The sequence below is a fragment of the Burkholderia sp. Leaf177 genome, assembly GCF_001424345.1.
Classification (GTDB): domain Bacteria; phylum Pseudomonadota; class Gammaproteobacteria; order Burkholderiales; family Burkholderiaceae; genus Caballeronia.
In genome coordinates this window covers 314513-331623 of the sequence record NZ_LMPF01000020.1, presented here as the reverse complement: position 1 = coordinate 331623, position 17111 = coordinate 314513, and the positions used below count along the sequence as shown (strand labels likewise).

Annotated in this window: 13 protein-coding genes; 10 read left to right on the top strand and 3 right to left on the bottom strand. The window is 61.1% G+C overall.

Going from position 1 to position 17111, the window contains the following annotated elements; translation table 11 throughout:
- Positions 1 to 168 precede the first annotated feature (168 nt).
- Together ASG35_RS15165 and ASG35_RS15160 are read left to right on the top strand one after the other, a co-directional pair.
- A complete protein-coding gene (locus ASG35_RS15165; RefSeq protein ID WP_056358662.1) occupies positions 169 to 2019 on the top strand; it encodes a phosphoenolpyruvate carboxykinase (GTP) in 1851 nt (616 codons plus the stop codon).
- Between the two features lie 325 nt (positions 2020 to 2344).
- On the top strand, positions 2345 to 3466 hold the full coding sequence (locus ASG35_RS15160; protein ID WP_056358658.1) for a LysR family transcriptional regulator: 1122 nt from the start codon (positions 2345 to 2347) through the stop codon (positions 3464 to 3466).
- Between the two features lie 87 nt (positions 3467 to 3553).
- Here the strand turns inward: ASG35_RS15160 and ASG35_RS15155 are convergent, their stop codons facing one another.
- The 3 genes from ASG35_RS15155 to dprA form a co-directional block, all read right to left on the bottom strand.
- Positions 3554 to 6199, bottom strand: coding sequence for a DNA topoisomerase III (locus ASG35_RS15155; protein ID WP_056358657.1), 2646 nt, complete (start codon positions 6197 to 6199; stop codon positions 3554 to 3556).
- A gap of 213 nt (positions 6200 to 6412) precedes the next feature.
- Positions 6413 to 6790, bottom strand: coding sequence for a thioredoxin family protein (locus tag ASG35_RS15150; RefSeq protein ID WP_056358654.1), 378 nt, complete (start codon positions 6788 to 6790; stop codon positions 6413 to 6415).
- Positions 6791 to 6885: 95 nt separating this feature from the next.
- A complete protein-coding gene (gene dprA / locus ASG35_RS15145) occupies positions 6886 to 8172 on the bottom strand; it encodes a DNA-processing protein DprA (RefSeq protein WP_056358651.1) in 1287 nt (428 codons plus the stop codon).
- A gap of 212 nt (positions 8173 to 8384) precedes the next feature.
- Here dprA and def point away from each other — a divergent pair, with 212 nt between their 5' ends.
- The 8 genes from def to esaR all read left to right on the top strand — a co-directional run bounded on the left by def (position 8385) and on the right by esaR (position 17063).
- Positions 8385 to 8888, top strand: a complete 504-nt coding sequence (gene def, locus ASG35_RS15140) for a peptide deformylase (RefSeq protein ID WP_056358649.1) — start codon at positions 8385 to 8387, stop codon at positions 8886 to 8888.
- A gap of 49 nt (positions 8889 to 8937) precedes the next feature.
- Entirely contained in the window at positions 8938 to 9930 is a 993-nt protein-coding gene (fmt, locus tag ASG35_RS15135; protein WP_056358647.1) for a methionyl-tRNA formyltransferase, read from the top strand.
- 44 nt (positions 9931 to 9974) lie between these two features.
- Entirely contained in the window at positions 9975 to 10616 is a 642-nt protein-coding gene (locus ASG35_RS15130; protein WP_056358645.1) for a LysE family translocator, read from the top strand.
- A 132-nt stretch (positions 10617 to 10748) separates the two neighbouring features.
- Positions 10749 to 11606, top strand: coding sequence for a zinc metalloprotease HtpX (gene htpX, locus ASG35_RS15125; protein WP_056358639.1), 858 nt, complete (start codon positions 10749 to 10751; stop codon positions 11604 to 11606).
- Positions 11607 to 11804: 198 nt separating this feature from the next.
- Positions 11805 to 13289 carry a 16S rRNA (cytosine(967)-C(5))-methyltransferase RsmB gene (rsmB, locus tag ASG35_RS15120; protein WP_056358923.1) on the top strand — a complete coding sequence of 495 codons (1485 nt, stop codon included), beginning with the start codon at positions 11805 to 11807 and terminating at the stop codon, positions 13287 to 13289.
- Entirely contained in the window at positions 13286 to 13918 is a 633-nt protein-coding gene (locus tag ASG35_RS15115) for a DUF4390 domain-containing protein (protein ID WP_056358637.1), read from the top strand. Before rsmB ends, ASG35_RS15115 begins: the two co-directional genes overlap by 4 nt.
- Positions 13908 to 16337: a sensor histidine kinase gene (locus tag ASG35_RS15110; RefSeq protein WP_200945733.1), complete on the top strand. Its 2430-nt coding sequence runs from the start codon at positions 13908 to 13910 to the stop codon at positions 16335 to 16337. Before ASG35_RS15115 ends, ASG35_RS15110 begins: the two co-directional genes overlap by 11 nt.
- Positions 16338 to 17063 (top strand): response regulator transcription factor EsaR, encoded by a 726-nt coding sequence (gene esaR / locus ASG35_RS15105; protein ID WP_056358631.1) that lies wholly within the window; start codon positions 16338 to 16340, stop codon positions 17061 to 17063.
- Positions 17064 to 17111 lie beyond the last annotated feature (48 nt).

Genomic DNA, 17111 nt, shown 5'->3' with positions numbered 1-17111 from the left:
ACGGCAGTCGCCGCCGGACCCGTCAACTCCCGACGCAAGCCTTGGTTTTGTGTCGCCGTCTGCGCGTGAGTTCCGCCGCGCGGGTGCATCGGTGACGTGAAATGCGCCTCTCGCGAGCAGCGCCGGCGGGTTGCAACCGTTTTCTCTTCCAAGAACGGAGTGTGCTCGATGAACCAGCCCGCAGTAGTGGACCACAACGTGACCGGTCGCGACGCGCCGGCCTATGTCAAGAACCGGAAGCTCATCGACTGGGTGGAGCAGATCGCGGCGCTCACCAGGCCCGACCGGATCGAATGGTGCGACGGGTCGGAGGCTGAGTACGACCGGTTATCGCAGCAAATGGTCGACGCCGGCACGCTCAGGCGCCTCAATCCGGCGAAACGGCCGAACTCTTATCTGGCGTGTTCCGATCCTTCCGATGTCGCGCGTGTCGAGGATCGCACGTACATTTGCTCGGCGCGCCCGGAGCAGGCTGGACCGACTAACAACTGGATCGACCCGAAGGAGATGCGCGGCACGCTGAACGGCCTATTCGATGGCTGCATGCGCGGCCGCACGATGTACGTTGTGCCGTTTTCCATGGGACCGCTCGGCTCGCCGATCGCGCATATTGGCGTGGAGCTGACGGACAGCCCGTACGTGGTCACGAACATGCGCATCATGACGCGCATGGGTCAAGCGGTGTACGACGTGCTGGGCACGGACGGCGAGTTCGTGCCGTGCGTGCATTCGGTCGGCGCGCCTTTGCAAGCCGGACAAACGGACGTGCCGTGGCCTTGCAACGACACGAAGTACATCGTCCATTTTCCGGAAAGCCGCGAGATCTGGAGCTTTGGTTCCGGCTACGGCGGCAACGCGCTCCTCGGCAAAAAATGTTTCGCGCTGCGGATTGCATCGACGATGGGCCGCGACGAAGGCTGGCTCGCCGAGCACATGCTGATTCTCGGGGTGACGTCGCCGGAAGGGTGCAAATATCACGTCGCTGCGGCGTTTCCGTCGGCGTGCGGCAAGACCAACTTTGCCATGCTGATTCCGCCGCAGGATATGGCGGGCTGGAAGGTATCGACCATTGGCGACGACATCGCGTGGATCAAGCCCGGCCGCGACGGCCGCCTCTACGCAATCAACCCGGAAGCCGGCTATTTCGGCGTGGCGCCGGGCACGAGCGAAAAGACCAACTTCAACGCCATGGCGATGCTCAAGGAGAACGTCATCTTCACGAACGTGGCGCTCACCGACGATGGCGATATCTGGTGGGAAGGCATGACGGACACGCCGCCCGCGCATTTGATCGACTGGCAGGGAAAGGACTGGACACCCGAATCCGGCACGAAGGCCGCGCATCCGAACGCGCGCTTCACGGCGCCGGCGGCACAGTGTCCATCGATTGACGCCGATTGGGAAAATCCAGCGGGCGTGGCGATTGATGCGTTCATTTTCGGCGGACGCCGTTCGGACACGGTCCCGCTCGTGACCGAGGCGCGCGACTGGAATGAGGGCGTCTACATGGCCGCGACCATGGGCTCGGAAACCACCGCCGCGGCGTCCGGCCAGCAGGGCGTGGTGCGACGCGATCCGTTCGCGATGCTGCCGTTCTGCGGCTACAACATGAGCGAATATTTCGGTCAGTGGCTCAAGATGGGCGAGCGTCTCGCGCAACTCGATGCCAAGCTGCCGAAGTTCTTCTGCGTGAACTGGTTCCGAAAGGACGATCAGGGCAAGTTCGTATGGCCGGGTTTCGGCGACAACATGCGCGTACTGACGTGGATGATCGGGCGGATTGAAGGGACGGCCAAAGGCGAAGAACACGCGTTTGGACTATCGCCCACGTATGAGGATATCGATTGGGGCAAACTCGATTTTTCACGTGAACAGTTCGAACGCGTGATCTCCGTGCAAGGTCCTGAATGGCGCGAAGAGTTGCAACTACATGACGAATTGTTCAAAAAACTCGCACAAGGCCTGCCGCAAGAACTTACCGAAACCAAATTGGACATTGAAAAACGCTTGTCTGCGTAATATTCGTCAGACGTGATTGATGACGGAAGTCGACATAATCGACAACGATGCGCCGTACAAGCGGCGCATCGTCATTTTCCCGCTCTACTGCGTCAAAATTGCCTGAGCCAGCGTTTCAGAAATCCTGCGCGAACAATCGGCGCGGCCCAGCGTTCCGAATTCAGCAACAATCCGCTCGCTTTCACCTTACTGCTTGGTAAAGTCGAAATCTTTTAGCGGAAAAACTGAGATTTCCGGCAACTTCTGCACGAAAACGCGAGTCCTAGGATAATTCCGAATTGCTTCAGGAATTTAAAAGAGGCCGTCTAGCAGCAGGAGTAGTCTCATGGATCATTTGCAATCGATGAAAGTATTCGTCCGAGTGGCGGATCTTGGCAGCTTTGCCCGCGCAGCCGGCGCAATGGATATCTCCAACGCCGTGGCGACGCGCCATATCGCGGACCTGGAAGGGCGTCTCGGCACACGTCTGCTCAACCGGACAACACGCAGCCTCTCGCTGACCGAGTCGGGTCAGGTTTATCTGGAACGTGCGCGGCAAATCCTCGATGAACTCGAAGATGTCGAGCAAATGGTCGTGGCGCGTAACCACGAGCCGGTTGGATCGCTACGGATTGTCGCACCCGTCGTGTTCGGCCTGCATAACCTGGCGCCGGTACTGCAGACCTACGCGCAACGTTATCCGAAGGTGGTGCCCGACGTGACTCTGGTCGACCGGCAGGTCGATCTGGTGGAAGAAGGGTTCGATGTCGGGATTGTCATCGCGCGCCAGATGCGCAGCGCGAGCATTGTCACGCGACGCCTGACCACCGGCTGTCTGACCGTTTGCGCCACGCCCGCATATCTCGAAAAGCACGGCGTGCCGACGCGGCCCGAGGATCTGGCCGAACATCCGTCGCTGAGCTTGCCATCGGAATATTTCGGCGATGAACGCGTGTTCACCGGTCCGGAAGGCGAAGTGCGCGTTCGGCCGACGAACGTGATCGTCGCGAACAATACCGAGATGCTGCGCCAGTTCGCGCTGCTGGGCATGGGCATCGCAATCCTGCCGAGCTATCTGATCGGCAACGACACCACGCGCGGCAAGCTGGTCAGGCTTCTGGGCGACTACAAGCTGCCGCAGGTCGAGATCAACGTCGCGTATCCGAGTCGTCGGCATCTGCCGGCGAAGGTGCGTACGTTCATCGATCATCTGGTCGAGTATTTCAGCAAGACGCCGAATCATCAGCTCGGCGAGCAATGGGCGAAGGACGGCGCGTTGCAGCCGGGGTCTGCAGCCATTAACGACCTGGAAAGCGAACCGCTGGTCGCGCATGCGGCTTACGCCGAAGCGGAAGGCGGCGAGCGTTTTGAATCGCGCCCCACGACTCCCGCCGACGACAGCAAGCTCAACGGCAAGCCGGTGAAGTCGCGCACGCGCTCGCCACTTTCGATGCCATCGCCGTTCTGACATGACAAAGCCCGACGCATTTCCATGTCCAAACGAGAAAAAGCCCGCGATTGCGGGCTTTTCTTATTGCAGCGAGCGATTTAAAACCTAACTCGCAGTCTTCCGGGCCGGCGCCTTCTTTGCCACGACCTTCTTGGCCGGTGCTTTTTTCGCCGCAACCTTCACGGTCGTTTTCTTCGCTGCGACTGCCACGTCGCCATCGCCTTCGTCTTCAGCTTCGGGCGCTGCTGCGGCCGTTGCACCGCGTTTGACCGCCGTCTTCGCGCCTGGCTTCGGCTCTTTCTTCTCGAACTCGAAGCCGATCTTGCCGTCCGGCTGCTTCACGAGAAATGCCTTGAAGTTGCGGCCCGTGCGCGATGACTTGAAGCCCGTCAGCAGATCAGTACGTCCTTCTTCCAGCAACTTCGTCATTTGCTCGCGCGACATTTCCTGCTGCAAGATCACCTTGCCCGAGCGGAAATCGCAGGTTTTCGGAATTGCGACAGAGTTTTCGCAGACGTAGCTCATGCCGTGCTCGAACACCTTCGAGTGACATTTCGGGCACGCGCCAACCGGCGTTTGTTCCGAGAAATCCACGGGTTCGCCGTCTTCGCCGCCCGAGTCCTGGCCGAAGTCGAACTCGAGCTTCCAGTTCTTGATTTCATCGTCGAAAGCGAGTTTCAGGATTGCCGAAAACGGCCGTCCCATCTTGCTGCGAAATCCCGACAACGGCCCGATGGTCTTGTCCTTGATCAATTGCTCCACTTCCGGAATCTCGAACTGACGTCCGCCAGGAATCTTCGACATGGAGAATTCGCATTTCGTACAAGCGAATCGCCGATAGTTCTCCTTGATCTGGTTGCCGCAATTCGGGCACGGCGTTTCGAGCGTCGCGTAGTCGCCGGGAATGGTGTCCGAGTCGTATTCCTTCGCGCGCTTCACGATGGTCTGCGTCATGCGCGCGATTTCCTGCATGAACTCGTCGCGCGGGAGGTTGCCGCGTTCCATCTGCGACAGCTTGTGCTCCCATTCGCCGGTCAGCTCCGGCGCCGTCAATTCCTCGACGCCCAAACCGCGCAGCAAGGTCATCAGCTGGAATGCCTTGGCCGTCGGAATCAGCTCGCGGCCTTCCCGCACCATGTACTTCTCGCCCAGCAATCCTTCGATAATCGCCGCCCGCGTGGCCGGCGTTCCGAGTCCCTTCGCGGCCATCGCCTCGCGCAACTCTTCGTCTTCGACGAGCTTGCCCGCGCCTTCCATGGCCGAGAGCAACGACGCTTCGTTGTATCGTGCGGGCGGTTTGGTCACGAGACCGTGCGCCGCGACCTTTTCGACGTCTACTTTCTCATCCTTCTGCACTTGCACGAGGTTGTCGTCGTCACCGCTGACTTCCTTGCCGTAGACCTGCAGCCAGCCCGGCTCGACCAGCACTTTGCCTTCGGTCTTGAAATGATGACCGGCGACTTCGGTGATCCGCGTGGTGACCAGATATTCGGCCGCCGGGAAAAACACCGCGAGAAAGCGCTTCACAACGAGGTCGTAAAGTTTCTGCTCCGGTTCCGACAATGCCTTCGGCGCCTGCAGCGTCGGGATGATGGCGAAGTGATCGCTGATCTTGGAGTTATCGAAGATGCGCTTGTTCGGCTTCACCCAACCCTTGTCCAGCACCTGCTTCGCGTGCGGCAAGTAGTTGTTGCTTTCCTTCAGCATGGCGAGCGTGTCTTTCACCGTCGGGATGTAATCCTCGGGCAACGCGCGCGCGTCCGTACGCGGGTAGGTCAGCACCTTGTGCTTTTCATACAGCGCCTGCGCCAGCCCAAGCGTGTTCTTGGCTGAAAAGCCAAAGCGGCCGTTCGCCTCGCGCTGCAAACTGGTCAAGTCGAACAGCAAGGGCGACATCTGCGTGGACGGCTTCGCTTCTTCCGTGACGGTGCCCGTCTTGCCGCGACAAGCCGCGACGATCGATTCCGCCGCGGGCAGCGCCCACAGACGCAAATCGCGCTGCTCGGGGTCGCCTTCTACGCGCTTGAATTTCGGGTCGAACCAGCGCCCTTCGTAAATCCCTTTTGCCGCGATGAACTCGGCACGCACTTCCCAATAATCGCGCGGAACGAAACGGCGAATCTTTTCCTCGCGTTCCACCACGATAGACAACGTTGGCGTCTGAACGCGGCCAACGGTCGTCAGGAAGAAACCGCCGCCCTTGCTGTTGAACGCGGTCATCGCGCGCGTGCCGTTGATACCAACGAGCCAGTCGGCTTCGGAGCGGCAGCGGGCGGCATCGGCTAGCGGCTGCATGTCGGCGTCGCTGCGCAGGTTCGCAAAACCATCGCGGATGGAACCCGCCGTCATGGATTGCAGCCACAGGCGCTGAACCGGCTGCTTGGCCTTCGCGTGCTGCGCGATCAGGCGGAAAATCAGCTCGCCCTCGCGCCCCGCGTCGCAGGCATTGATCAAGCGGTCGATGTCCTTGCGCTTGAGCAGCTTTGTCAACACCTTCAGGCGCGATTCGCTTTTTGCGATCGGATTCAGGTCGAAATGCGGCGGAATCACCGGCAGATTGGCGAAACTCCACTTGCCGCGCTTGACTTCGTATTCCTCGGGCGCGGCGATTTCCAGAAGATGGCCCACCGCCGACGACAGCACGTAGTCGTCGCTCTCGTAATATTCGTCATGCTTCGTGAAACCGCCCAAAGCGCGCGCGATGTCGTTCGCGACAGAAGGCTTTTCAGCAATGATCAGGGCTTTGGACATGACTCGATTCTAGTTAGGGACAGGCATGAGGCCGGGTAACGGTTGCTTGTGCGACCGGGGTTCGGGCTCGTTAACGTCCGCTTTATAGCATATGGCGCGCGGCGCGCGGTTTGGCATTTAGCGAAACGCGGGCTGCCGAACGGTGAATGTGGGCGCTTTGTGATGCAGCGGCTTGAGACGTTTCAGTTGTGAGTGCGCTGGTCTGGACGCGGTCTACGCGGCTATCAGCGCGGGCCGGATTTTCGGCGCGCCGATCATGCCCGGCAACGCGGTCAAATCCGTCAACATTCGTGCAACGATGGACGTTTGCGGCAAAACCGTACCAAAAAACCGCGTTGTCACTGCGTCCTCGATCAATATGGTCGGGAAGTTTTCCACATCCAGATCATCGAAACGATCCGCCTGATTTTCGATATCGATCCACGCGAAGCAAATATCCGGATGAGCGTCGGCAAGCTTGTCGAAACCATCCCGATAATCTCGGCAGGTCCCGCACCATTCGGCGCACAGGCAGGCGACGAGCAATGTGCCGGGGCTCGCCATGCGCTCGGCGATCCGGTCGGCGTCGGTGTCGAGATTCAGCGCGGGCATGATTCCTTGCGGTCCTTTGTTTCTTGATCTGATGCCAATTGGTGCGGCGTAGCAAACGAACGAGTTTGGGGCGAATGTAGCATGAGGCCGAAAGATCAGCGCTCGAGGCGCGTAAATCGGCCGCCCGGCAATGCACCAATCCGCCCGGAGATTTCGAGCTGCAGCAGAAGGCTTTGTAACGTTGCTCCATCCATTTCGGTACGCTCGGCAAGGATTTCAAGCGTGGCAGGAGAATGGCCGAGGGCGTCGAGCAGACGTGCGGCGTCGGGGTCCACGATTTTCGCCGACGCCCAGGAAGCCGTCACAGGTTTGCTTGCCGGCGCGCTTTGCAACGCCAGCGTGAACTCGTTTTCGGTGGGTTCCTGTACTTGAGCGTTTGTGGCGGCGCGTGCTTTGCCGCGTTTTCGTGGTGACGATGCGACGTCCGGCTGGGTTTCGATCTTGAAACCAAACTCTTCCAGAATATCCTCCGGCGTTTCGACCAGCATCGCCCCTTGCTTGATCATTCGATGACACCCACGCGAAAGCGGCGCGTGAATCGATCCGGGTATTGCAAAGACGTCGCGCCCCGTCTCATTGGCGAGCCGCGCGGTGATCAACGACCCGGACCGCATGGCCGCCTCGACGATCAGGACGCCGCTGGAAAATCCGGCGATCAATCGGTTACGCTGCGGAAAATTGGCGGAGCGTGCCGGCGTTCCCAGTGGCCATTCAGAGACAATCGTGCCGTTCGCCGCGATTTCGTGCGCGAGCGTGTGATGCGCCGGCGGATAAACCAGGTCTGCGCCCGTGCCGATCACGGCAATCGTTCCGCCCGGTCCGGTCAAGCCGCCACGATGCGCCGCGCCATCTATCCCGAGCGCCAGTCCCGAAACGACAGCAAGCCCCGCATTGGAAAGTGCGTGCGCGAACCGCTTTGCGTCTTCGATGCCTTGGGGCGTTGCGCTCCGGCTGCCCACAATCGCGACCGCCCGCGATTGCAGCAGGTCGAGCCGTCCCTTTACATATAGCAGCGGCGGCGGATCGGGCATGGTCAGGAGCGCCGGGGGATACGCGGTATCGGCGAGTGTGATGATCGAATTACCTTCCACCGACGCCCATTCCAGCGTGCGCGCGAGGCATTCGTCGAAAGAACCCAGTTCCGAACGGGGCGGCGGCGCGAGCACGGCGCGCGCCGCTTTTTCTCCCGCGACGCGCGCCAACGCCTCGAACGACTGGTCCAGCACCGCGTGCGGACCGCCGAATTCCGCTAGCAATTCACGCAGCGCAATAGGCTGCAAACCACTTGCATTCGCCAGATGCAGCCAGGCTGAAACATCGTCCGGATTGGTTACGCTCAAGCGGGGCGCGGCATTGGCCGTCGGCAACAGGAAAGGCGTCATGTTAAAATTTTCATATACCGAAATAGAAAAGCTTGGCCGAGCGATCACTTTCGAGGGCGCGGGGACAAGGCGTTGCCGCAAGTTTCGCGGCGCTGAGCGGGCGTTGAATCAGCGGGATTCAGCTCAATCATCTTCTCCATACCGGCGACCTTTTACAACCTGGCCAATTGGCCGACTATCGCGCGCCGCGGCGTGCATCGATAATCTGAATCATGGCTCTGCTACACATACTCACCTACCCGGACAAGCGCCTGCACAAGGTCGCGAAACCCGTAGAAGTCGTCGATGACCGGATTCGCAAACTCGTCACGGACATGGCTGAAACCATGTACGCGGCGCCGGGCGTCGGCTTGGCTGCGACTCAGGTCGACGCGCACGAGCGTGTGATCGTGATCGACGTCTCGGACACGCACGATCAGTTGCAGGCGTTCATCAACCCTGAAATCATCTGGTCGAGCGACGAGAAGAAGGATCACGAGGAAGGCTGCCTTTCCGTGCCGGGCATTTACGACTTTGTCGAGCGGCCGGAGAAAGTGCGCGTGCGTGCACTGAACGAGAAGGGCGAGACATTCGAGATCGACTGCGAGGGTTTGCTCGCGGTGTGTATCCAGCACGAAATGGATCATTTGATGGGACGGGTGTTCGTCGAATATCTGTCGTCGCTCAAGCAGACGCGGATTCGCGGCAAGATGAAAAAGCTCGAAAAGGCGCTGTGACGCGTCGATTCATGAAGGTCGGTGCGGGAATTTGCAAGTTGGTGAATCGATGACTCAATCGTTGCGTGTCGTGTTTGCTGGAACGCCTGAATTTGCGGCTGCCGCGCTGGCGGCAATTCACGCCGCGGGTTTTCCGGTGCCGCTCGTGCTGACCCAGCCGGATCGGCCAGCCGGACGTGGCATGAAGCTCGCCGTGGGTCCGGTGAAACGCTTCGCGCTCGAGCATGGCCTGGAGGTCGCGCAGCCAACGTCCTTACGGCGCAACGGCAAGTACCCGGAAGAAGCGGCGGCGGCTATTGAACGACTGAAAAATACGTCGCACGACGTAATGGTGGTTGCGGCTTACGGCCTGATCCTGCCGCAGGAAGTGCTGGATATCCCGCCGCTCGGCGCCATCAACATTCACGGCTCGCTGTTGCCGCGCTGGCGTGGCGCGGCGCCGATTCATCGTGCAATTGAAGCGGGCGACGCGGAAACGGGCATCACGCTCATGCAGATGGACGCCGGTCTGGACACGGGCGCCATGATCCGCGAAGGGCGCATCGCCATCACGCCGCAAGACACGACCGCGACGTTGCACGACCGTATGGCGCAATTGGGCGCTGATCTGATAGTCGGCGCACTGCGCGATCTCGAACGCGACCGCGCCTTGCCTTCAACGCCCCAACCGCAAGATGGCGCAACTTACGCCGAGAAGATTGCAAAGCATGAAGCGGCGCTCGACTGGCGTCGGCCGGCGAGCATGCTGGCGCGGCAGATACGGGCTTTCGATCCGTTTCCAGGCGCATTCGGGACCATCGACGGCGTGGCGGTGAAGATCTGGGCGGCGGAACCCATCGAGCTGGAGACGGACGATGAAGCCGGCGTGATCGTGGAAAGTAATGCGGAAGGTTTGATCGTGGCTTGCGGTCAGGGCGCCCTGCGTCTCACGCAGCTGCAAAAGCCGGGTGGCAAACGCCTGCCCGTGAGGGAATTCCTTGCAGGATCGCCTATTGTTAAAGGGCAGCGCTTCGAGCTACGGGAAGTCGCGCCGGGCGCCTGAAGTACATTCTTTGCAGATTTCACCGTTTCTCGAAGGCCCCCGCGATGCTCGGAATCACCGGTTTCACACTTTTCATCCTGGCTGTCGTGCTGTTGAGCGTCACGCCGGGGCCGGATACGGCGTATATCGTCGGGAGAAGTGTGGCGCAAGGGCGCGGCGCGGGCGTTGTTTCGGCGCTCGGAATAGCAGTGGGCTGCCTCGTGCATACGATGGCTTGCGCATTTGGTTTGACGGCGCTGCTGGCGGCATCGGCTACGGCGTTCACGATAGTGAAGTTTGCTGGCGCGATCTATCTCATTTATCTTGGCGTGCGTTTGATCCTGACCAAACCTGCATCGGCAGCCGATGCCTCGAAATCACGCGTTGGCGCAGCGCCAAAAACGCTTCGGCAGGTTTTCACGCAAGGATTCGTCACCAACGTGCTGAATCCGAAGGTCGTGTTGTTTTTCGTCTCGTTTATTCCGCAATTCGTGGCCGCTGACAGTCAGCACAAGACGCTCGCGTTCCTCGTGCTCGGTTGCGTGTTCGTTGTCGTCACCACAATCTGGAATACCGCAGTGGCGTGGATTGCTGGCAGTGTGACGCAGAGGTTTTCCAGCAAGCCGGGCGTCAAGCTTTGGCTCGACCGCGTGGTCGGCAGCGCGTTCGTCGGTTTGGGCATCAAACTCGCAACTTCGCACCGGTGATTGAATTATTTCGCAATGCCCTTATCTAACATTTTGCTTACAATCCGTGACCGTTTGATCTGGTCAGGCAAATGGGCCGATCCGGCCGCTCGCGCGTAACGCGCATTGATATTTGGGTGAGGAGTTCAAGACATGTTCAATTGGGTCAAAACCGCGATGCTGATGGCAGCGATCACGGCCCTTTTTGTCGTGATTGGTGGAATGATCGGCGGCAGCAAAGGCATGGCGCTCGCGCTGGTCGTCGCTCTTGCGATGAATTTTTTCTCGTACTGGTTCTCCGACAAGCTCGTGCTGAAGATGTACAACGCACAGGAAGTCGACGAAGCCACGGCGCCGCAGTTCTACCGGATGATCCGCGAATTGGCGACCCGGGCGCAATTGCCCATGCCGAAGGTGTATCTCATTGACGAAGCCGCGCCGAACGCGTTTGCCACGGGCCGCAATCCTGAGCACGCCGCCGTCGCCGCGACCACCGGCATTCTGCGAGTGCTTTCGGAGCGCGAACTGCGCGGCGTGATGGCGCATGAACTTGCGCACGTTAAGCATCGGGACATCCTGATTTCGACCGTATCGGCGACCATGGCCGGCGCCATTTCCGCGCTCGCGAACTTCGCCATGTTCTTCGGCGGGCGCGATTCGGAAGGACGTCCGTCGAATCCGATTGCGAGTATTGCGGTTGCGATTCTCGCGCCAATTGCCGGCGCGCTGATCCAGATGGCGATATCGCGGGCACGTGAATTCGAAGCCGACCGCGGCGGCGCGCAGATTTCCGGCGATCCGCAGGCGCTGGCGAGCGCGCTGGAGAAAATCCACGCGTATGCGTCCGGCACGCCGTTTCCTACGGCCGAGCAACATCCCGCAACCGCGCAAATGATGATCATGAATCCGCTGGCGGGCGGCGGTATCGCGAATTTGTTTTCGACGCACCCGGCGACCGAAGAACGTGTTGCCCGGCTGATGGAGATGGCGCGGACCGGCCGGATGGAGTGATCGGAGTGCTCTTCAAGTAGCAAAAATTCGGGTCCATTGCGACAAACGTCGAATGGGCCCGTTTTTTTGCCCGAAGGCTGCGGGCCTTGTCCGTTCGGCCAACGTTGCCGCTCCAATCCAGGATCGTTCCCCCTGCCGGGCTACAATGCTTCGTTTGTGCGGACCGGCATCGGCCGGCTCGAACGCCTTCGCCCCGACATGACCGAAAAGCCTTCCCGACGCCGCGCCGTATCATCGGCGGATAGCAGCCGGGCGTCGCCCGATGCACGTCTCGCCACGCTGCACCTCGCCCCCGATTCCCTTGCGTTCGCGCTCGACGCCGCAGCGCAAGCGGTCGGTGCCGTGCGCGCCGGTTCCGCGCTGCCCGCAGCGTTGCAGACCGTGATCGCCGCCACGCACGTGGCCGTGTCGCGTGGCGCGACGCAGGACATTGCGTATCGCACGTTGCGACGCTTGGCCGTTGCCGACGCGCTGCTTGCCAAAATGGTGCGCAAGGCGCCGCCGCCGCATGTATCGAACGTGATGGCGTGCGCGTTCGCCTTGCTCGTGGACGATGAAGCCGATGCCGCCTACACGCCTTTCACTATCGTCGATCAAACCGTGAACGCCATCGCGGCACGGCGCGAGTTTGCGTTCGCGAAGGGCCTGGTCAACGCCGTGTTGCGCACGTTTCTGCGCGAACGCGAAACGTTGCTCGCCGAAGTGCGGCGCGATCCAGTGGCGCGTTTCAACTACCCGGCGTGGTGGATCGACGCGGTCAAGCGCGGCCAGCCCAGCGAATGGGAAAACATCCTGGACGCCGGCAATTTACAAGGTCCGTTGACCTTGCGCGTGAACGCGCGGCGCATGACGGTCGAGCAATACCTCGATGTCCTGAAAGCCGGGAACATCGAAGCCGAAGCCGCCGGCCTTCACGCCGTGCGCCTGAAAACGCCGATGGCCGTCGACAAAATCCCCGGTTTCGCCGACGGCGTCGTCTCCGTACAGGACGCCGGCGCGCAACTCGCTGCGCAGTTGCTGGATGTGCGCGACGGCATGCGCGTCCTCGATGCGTGCGCGGCGCCCGGCGGCAAGACCGGCCACGTGCTGGAGCTGGCGAACGTCGAAATGATCGCGGTCGAAAGCGACGCGGGGCGCGCACGGCGCATCGGCGAAAACTTGCAGCGTTTGAATCTTCAGGCCGAGATTCGCGTCGGCGATGCAGGCAACCCCGCCGATTGGTCGGACGGCGATCCGTTCGACCGCGTGCTCGCCGACGTGCCGTGTTCGGCGTCGGGCATCGTGCGGCGTCATCCCGATATTCGCTGGTTGCGGCGTCCATCGGATATCGCCGCGCTGGTTGAAGAACAGCGCCGAATCCTCGCCGCGCTCTGGCCGCTCGTCGCCACCGGTGGCGAGTTGCTTTACGTCACGTGCTCGATCTTCCCCGAAGAGGGCGAGTTGCAGGCGCAGTGGTTTGGAGAGGTGCACGAAGATGCGGTACGATTGGACGCGCCGGGGCAATTATTGCCGACCGCCAGCCATGCCAGCACGGTTGGCTTGCAAGTTTCACCGGACCCGGTCACGAACTCGCTGACGGACAATTCAGGCGAGGCGCAACGTACCCGTTCAACATCGAAACGGGACACGGAAGCCTTTGCGGACCACGACGGATTCTTCTACGCGCGCTTTCAGAAACGGTGACGATCAAACGCTTTTTTCCGCTGCGACGCGCGCTCGCCGGCCAGTCCGTGCCGGCCTTGTTGTTGAGCCTCGCGCTGAGCCTCATTTTGAGTCTCGCGCTGTCGTTCCTGCCGGTCGAGGCCGCGCAGGCGGATCCTATTGCCGTGCAACGCGCGTCGCTGCAGGCCGACGGTACGGGCTGGAGCCTCGACGCCCGTTTCGACTTCGATCTCAACAGCAGTCTGGAAGACGCTGTGAATAAGGGCGTGCCGCTCTATTTCACTACGGATTTCGATTTGTCGCGGCCGCGCTGGTATTGGTTCGACGAGGAACCGGTCAGCGTATCGCAAAGCATCCGGCTTTCGTTTCAGCCGTTGACGCGCGAGTATCGTGTGTCAACGGGTGGTTTGCAGCTCGGCTTCGGCACGCTTTCCGAAGCGCTCGCGGTGATCAAGCACGTGACATCGTGGCATGTGATCGATCGCAATCAGGTCGCCGCCGGCGAGACCTACACGGCGTCCGTGCGCATGCAGCTGGACATTGCGCTGATGCCCAAGCCGTTCCAGATCGACGCAGTCAACAACCGCGACTGGAATCTTTCTTCCGACTGGAAGCGGTTCAATTTCACGGCGGCGCCCAATGCTAAATAAGCTACGCCGACGGCCGTTGCGCCGCACGAACATGACGAGCATCGTGGTCCGCGCGCTGGTGGTGACGGTCGCGCTCACCGCTATCTTGCTGCTCGTGATGCTGGCGCTCGCCAGCGCGAATACCGAGTTCTTCGACCGTTATTATCAGTGGCTGTATGCCGCGAATCTCGCTGTCGCGGTCGTGCTGATCCTGATTGTGATCGGACTCGTGCTGATCATCGTCACGCGCGTGCGACAGGGGAAATTCGGCACACGCTTGCTGGCGAAACTCGCGTTCATTTTCGCGCTCGTGGGCGTCGTGCCGGGCGGGATCATCTACGTGGTGTCGTATCAGTTCGTGTCGCGAAGCATCGAATCATGGTTCGACGTGAACGTGGAAACCGCGCTCACGTCCGGCCTGAATCTCGGGCGCGGCATGCTCGACGCATCGCTGTCGGACCTGCAGAACAAAGGCCGCCTGATGAGCGATCAGCTTGCGAGCGCCGATCCAACCAGCCTCACGCTCACCTTGCTGCGGCTGCGCGACCAGTTCAACGTGCAGGACGCGACCATTGTCGAACCCGCGCGCGGCGGTTCGGGTACCGCGCCCGATGTCCGCGTGATCGCGCAGGCATCGAGCAATTTCGCCGCGCTCGTGCCCGACAATTTGCCGACGCCGCTGCAGCTCAACCAGGCGCGCGGTCGCCCGTACGGCGCAATCGAAGGCGAGGTCGATGGCGATTCGAGCCTGACCGGACCCAAGGGCGCGCTCAGGTTGCGGGTGATCGTGAAGATTCCCGATAGCTCGACCACCGAGCTGCAGCCGGCCGAACGTTTCCTGCAAATCGAACAGCCGGTGAGCACCGCGCTCGCGCGTAATGCCGACGCCGTGCAGCGCGCGTATCGCGAATATCAAGAGAAGGCGCTCGGGCGGACCGGCTTGCGCAAGATGTACATCGGCACGTTGACGCTCGCGCTGTTCCTCGCAACCTTCATTGCAATGATGCTGGCGCTCGCGCTCGGCAATCAGCTCGCGCGGCCGTTGTTCCTATTGGCGCAAGGCACGAAGGAAGTGGCGGAGGGCGATTACACGCCCAAGCGAGAAGTGAAATCGCGCGATGAACTCGGTTTTCTCACGCAGTCGTTCAATGCCATGACGCGGCAGTTGTCCGAGGCGCGCGCCGCCGTCGAAAACAACCGGATCGCGCTCGAGCATTCGAAGGCGTATCTCGAAAGTATTCTCGCGAACCTGACCGCGGGCGTGTTCGTGTTCGACCGGCAATTCCGCCTGACCACGGCCAATCGCGGCGCTGAACGCATCTTCCGTCAGCCGTTCAGCGGATCGCTGAACTTGCCGCTGGAGCAGATCGGCGTGCTGGCCGAATTCGGTGCAATGGTGCGCAAGGCATTCGCGGATCGCGATGCAGCCGCGAGCGGCAGCGGCCGGCCCATTGGCGACCGCGGTCACTGGCAGCAGCAACTCGCGGTTCCGGTGCCGGGCGAAACCGATCCGCTGACCTTGCTGGTCCGCGGCACGCAATTGCTGACGCTAACCGAAAGCGATGCCGACGACGCCGAAACCACTGGCTACGTAGTCGTATTCGACGACATCTCCGACGTCATCTCGGCGCAGCGTTCGGTGGCGTGGGGCGAGGTCGCGAGGCGTCTCGCCCACGAGATCAAGAATCCGCTCACGCCCATTCAGTTATCGGCGGAACGGCTGCAAATGAAGCTCGCCGATAAACTCGCGCCCGCCGACGCCGACGTGCTCAAGCGCGGCGCCACGACCATCGTGAATCAGGTTCAGGCCATGAAGCAGATGGTCGACGATTTCCGCGAATACGCGCGCACGCCGCCGGCGGTGCTCGGCAATTTGCAGCTCAACGACCTCGTGGCTGAAGTGCTGACGTTGTATGGCATTGAAGAGGGCAAGAGCCCGATCAACGTCGAGCTGACAAAACTGCCGGTGATTCGCGGCGATGCCACGCAACTGCGACAGGTGATTCACAACCTGTTGCAAAACGCGCAGGACGCGGTTGCCGATGTCCCGGTGCCGCGCGTGCTGCTCGAAACGAAGACAGTAGAATACGGTGACCCTGATGCCTCCGGAAATGCCCGCGTGGCGGTGCGGCTGACGGTATCGGATAACGGTCCTGGTTTTCCAGCGCGAATTCTCTCGCGCGCGTTCGAACCTTACGTCACGACAAAGGCAAAAGGCACGGGTCTGGGTCTTGCAACGGTGAAGAAGATCGTCGATGAGCATGGCGCTCGCATCGACATCCGCAATCGTTCGAAGACCGCCGACGTGATCGAAGGCGCGCAGATCTCCATTCTGTTCCTGCAACTCGCGGACGATACCGCCGAACCGGGCGCATCGGCGTCCTCCGCGGCGGCGGGTCATGGAACGACAAAAGCATTAGTGCAGACAAGGGCAGCGTAAATGGCAACCATCCTGGTGGTAGACGACGAAATGGGAATCCGGGAATTGCTCTCGGAAATCCTGAGCGACGAAGGTCACGTGGTGGAGACGGCGGAAAATGCGCAGCACGCGCGGGAGTACCGGTTGCGGCAGGCGCCGGATCTCGTGCTGCTCGACATCTGGATGCCCGATACCGACGGCGTGACGCTGCTCAAAGAATGGGCGGCGCAGGGCAAGCTCACCATGCCGGTGATCATGATGTCGGGCCATGCGACCATCGATACAGCTGTTGAAGCCACGAAGATCGGCGCGCTCAACTTCCTGGAAAAGCCGATCGCCTTGCAGAAGTTGCTGAAGGCGGTCGAGCAGGGGCTTGCACGCGGTAATGCGCCGGCTCCCGTGGCCACGACGGCGTTGCGGCCACCGTTGCCAATGGGCGGATCGACGGTGCCGGCGTCGGCTGCGTTGCCGGTGGCGTCGTCGCTGAATCTGGCTGGCGGCGACAGCAACGGCGTTGGTGCAAGCCCGGCGGCGAATCCTGCGGGAGCGACTGCGTCCATCTCTTTCGACATTCCGTTGCGCGATGCACGCGATGCGTTCGAACGCGCGTATTTCGAGTATCACCTCGCGCGTGAAAACGGCAGCATGACGCGCGTGGCGGAGAAAACGGGACTGGAGCGCACGCACCTTTACCGGAAGCTGAAACAGCTTGGCGTGGACCTCGGCAAGAACAAGAGCGAAGCCTGAAAAGCATGCTGAGCAAGGCGCCGGCGATCGTTTCACCAAAAATATCGC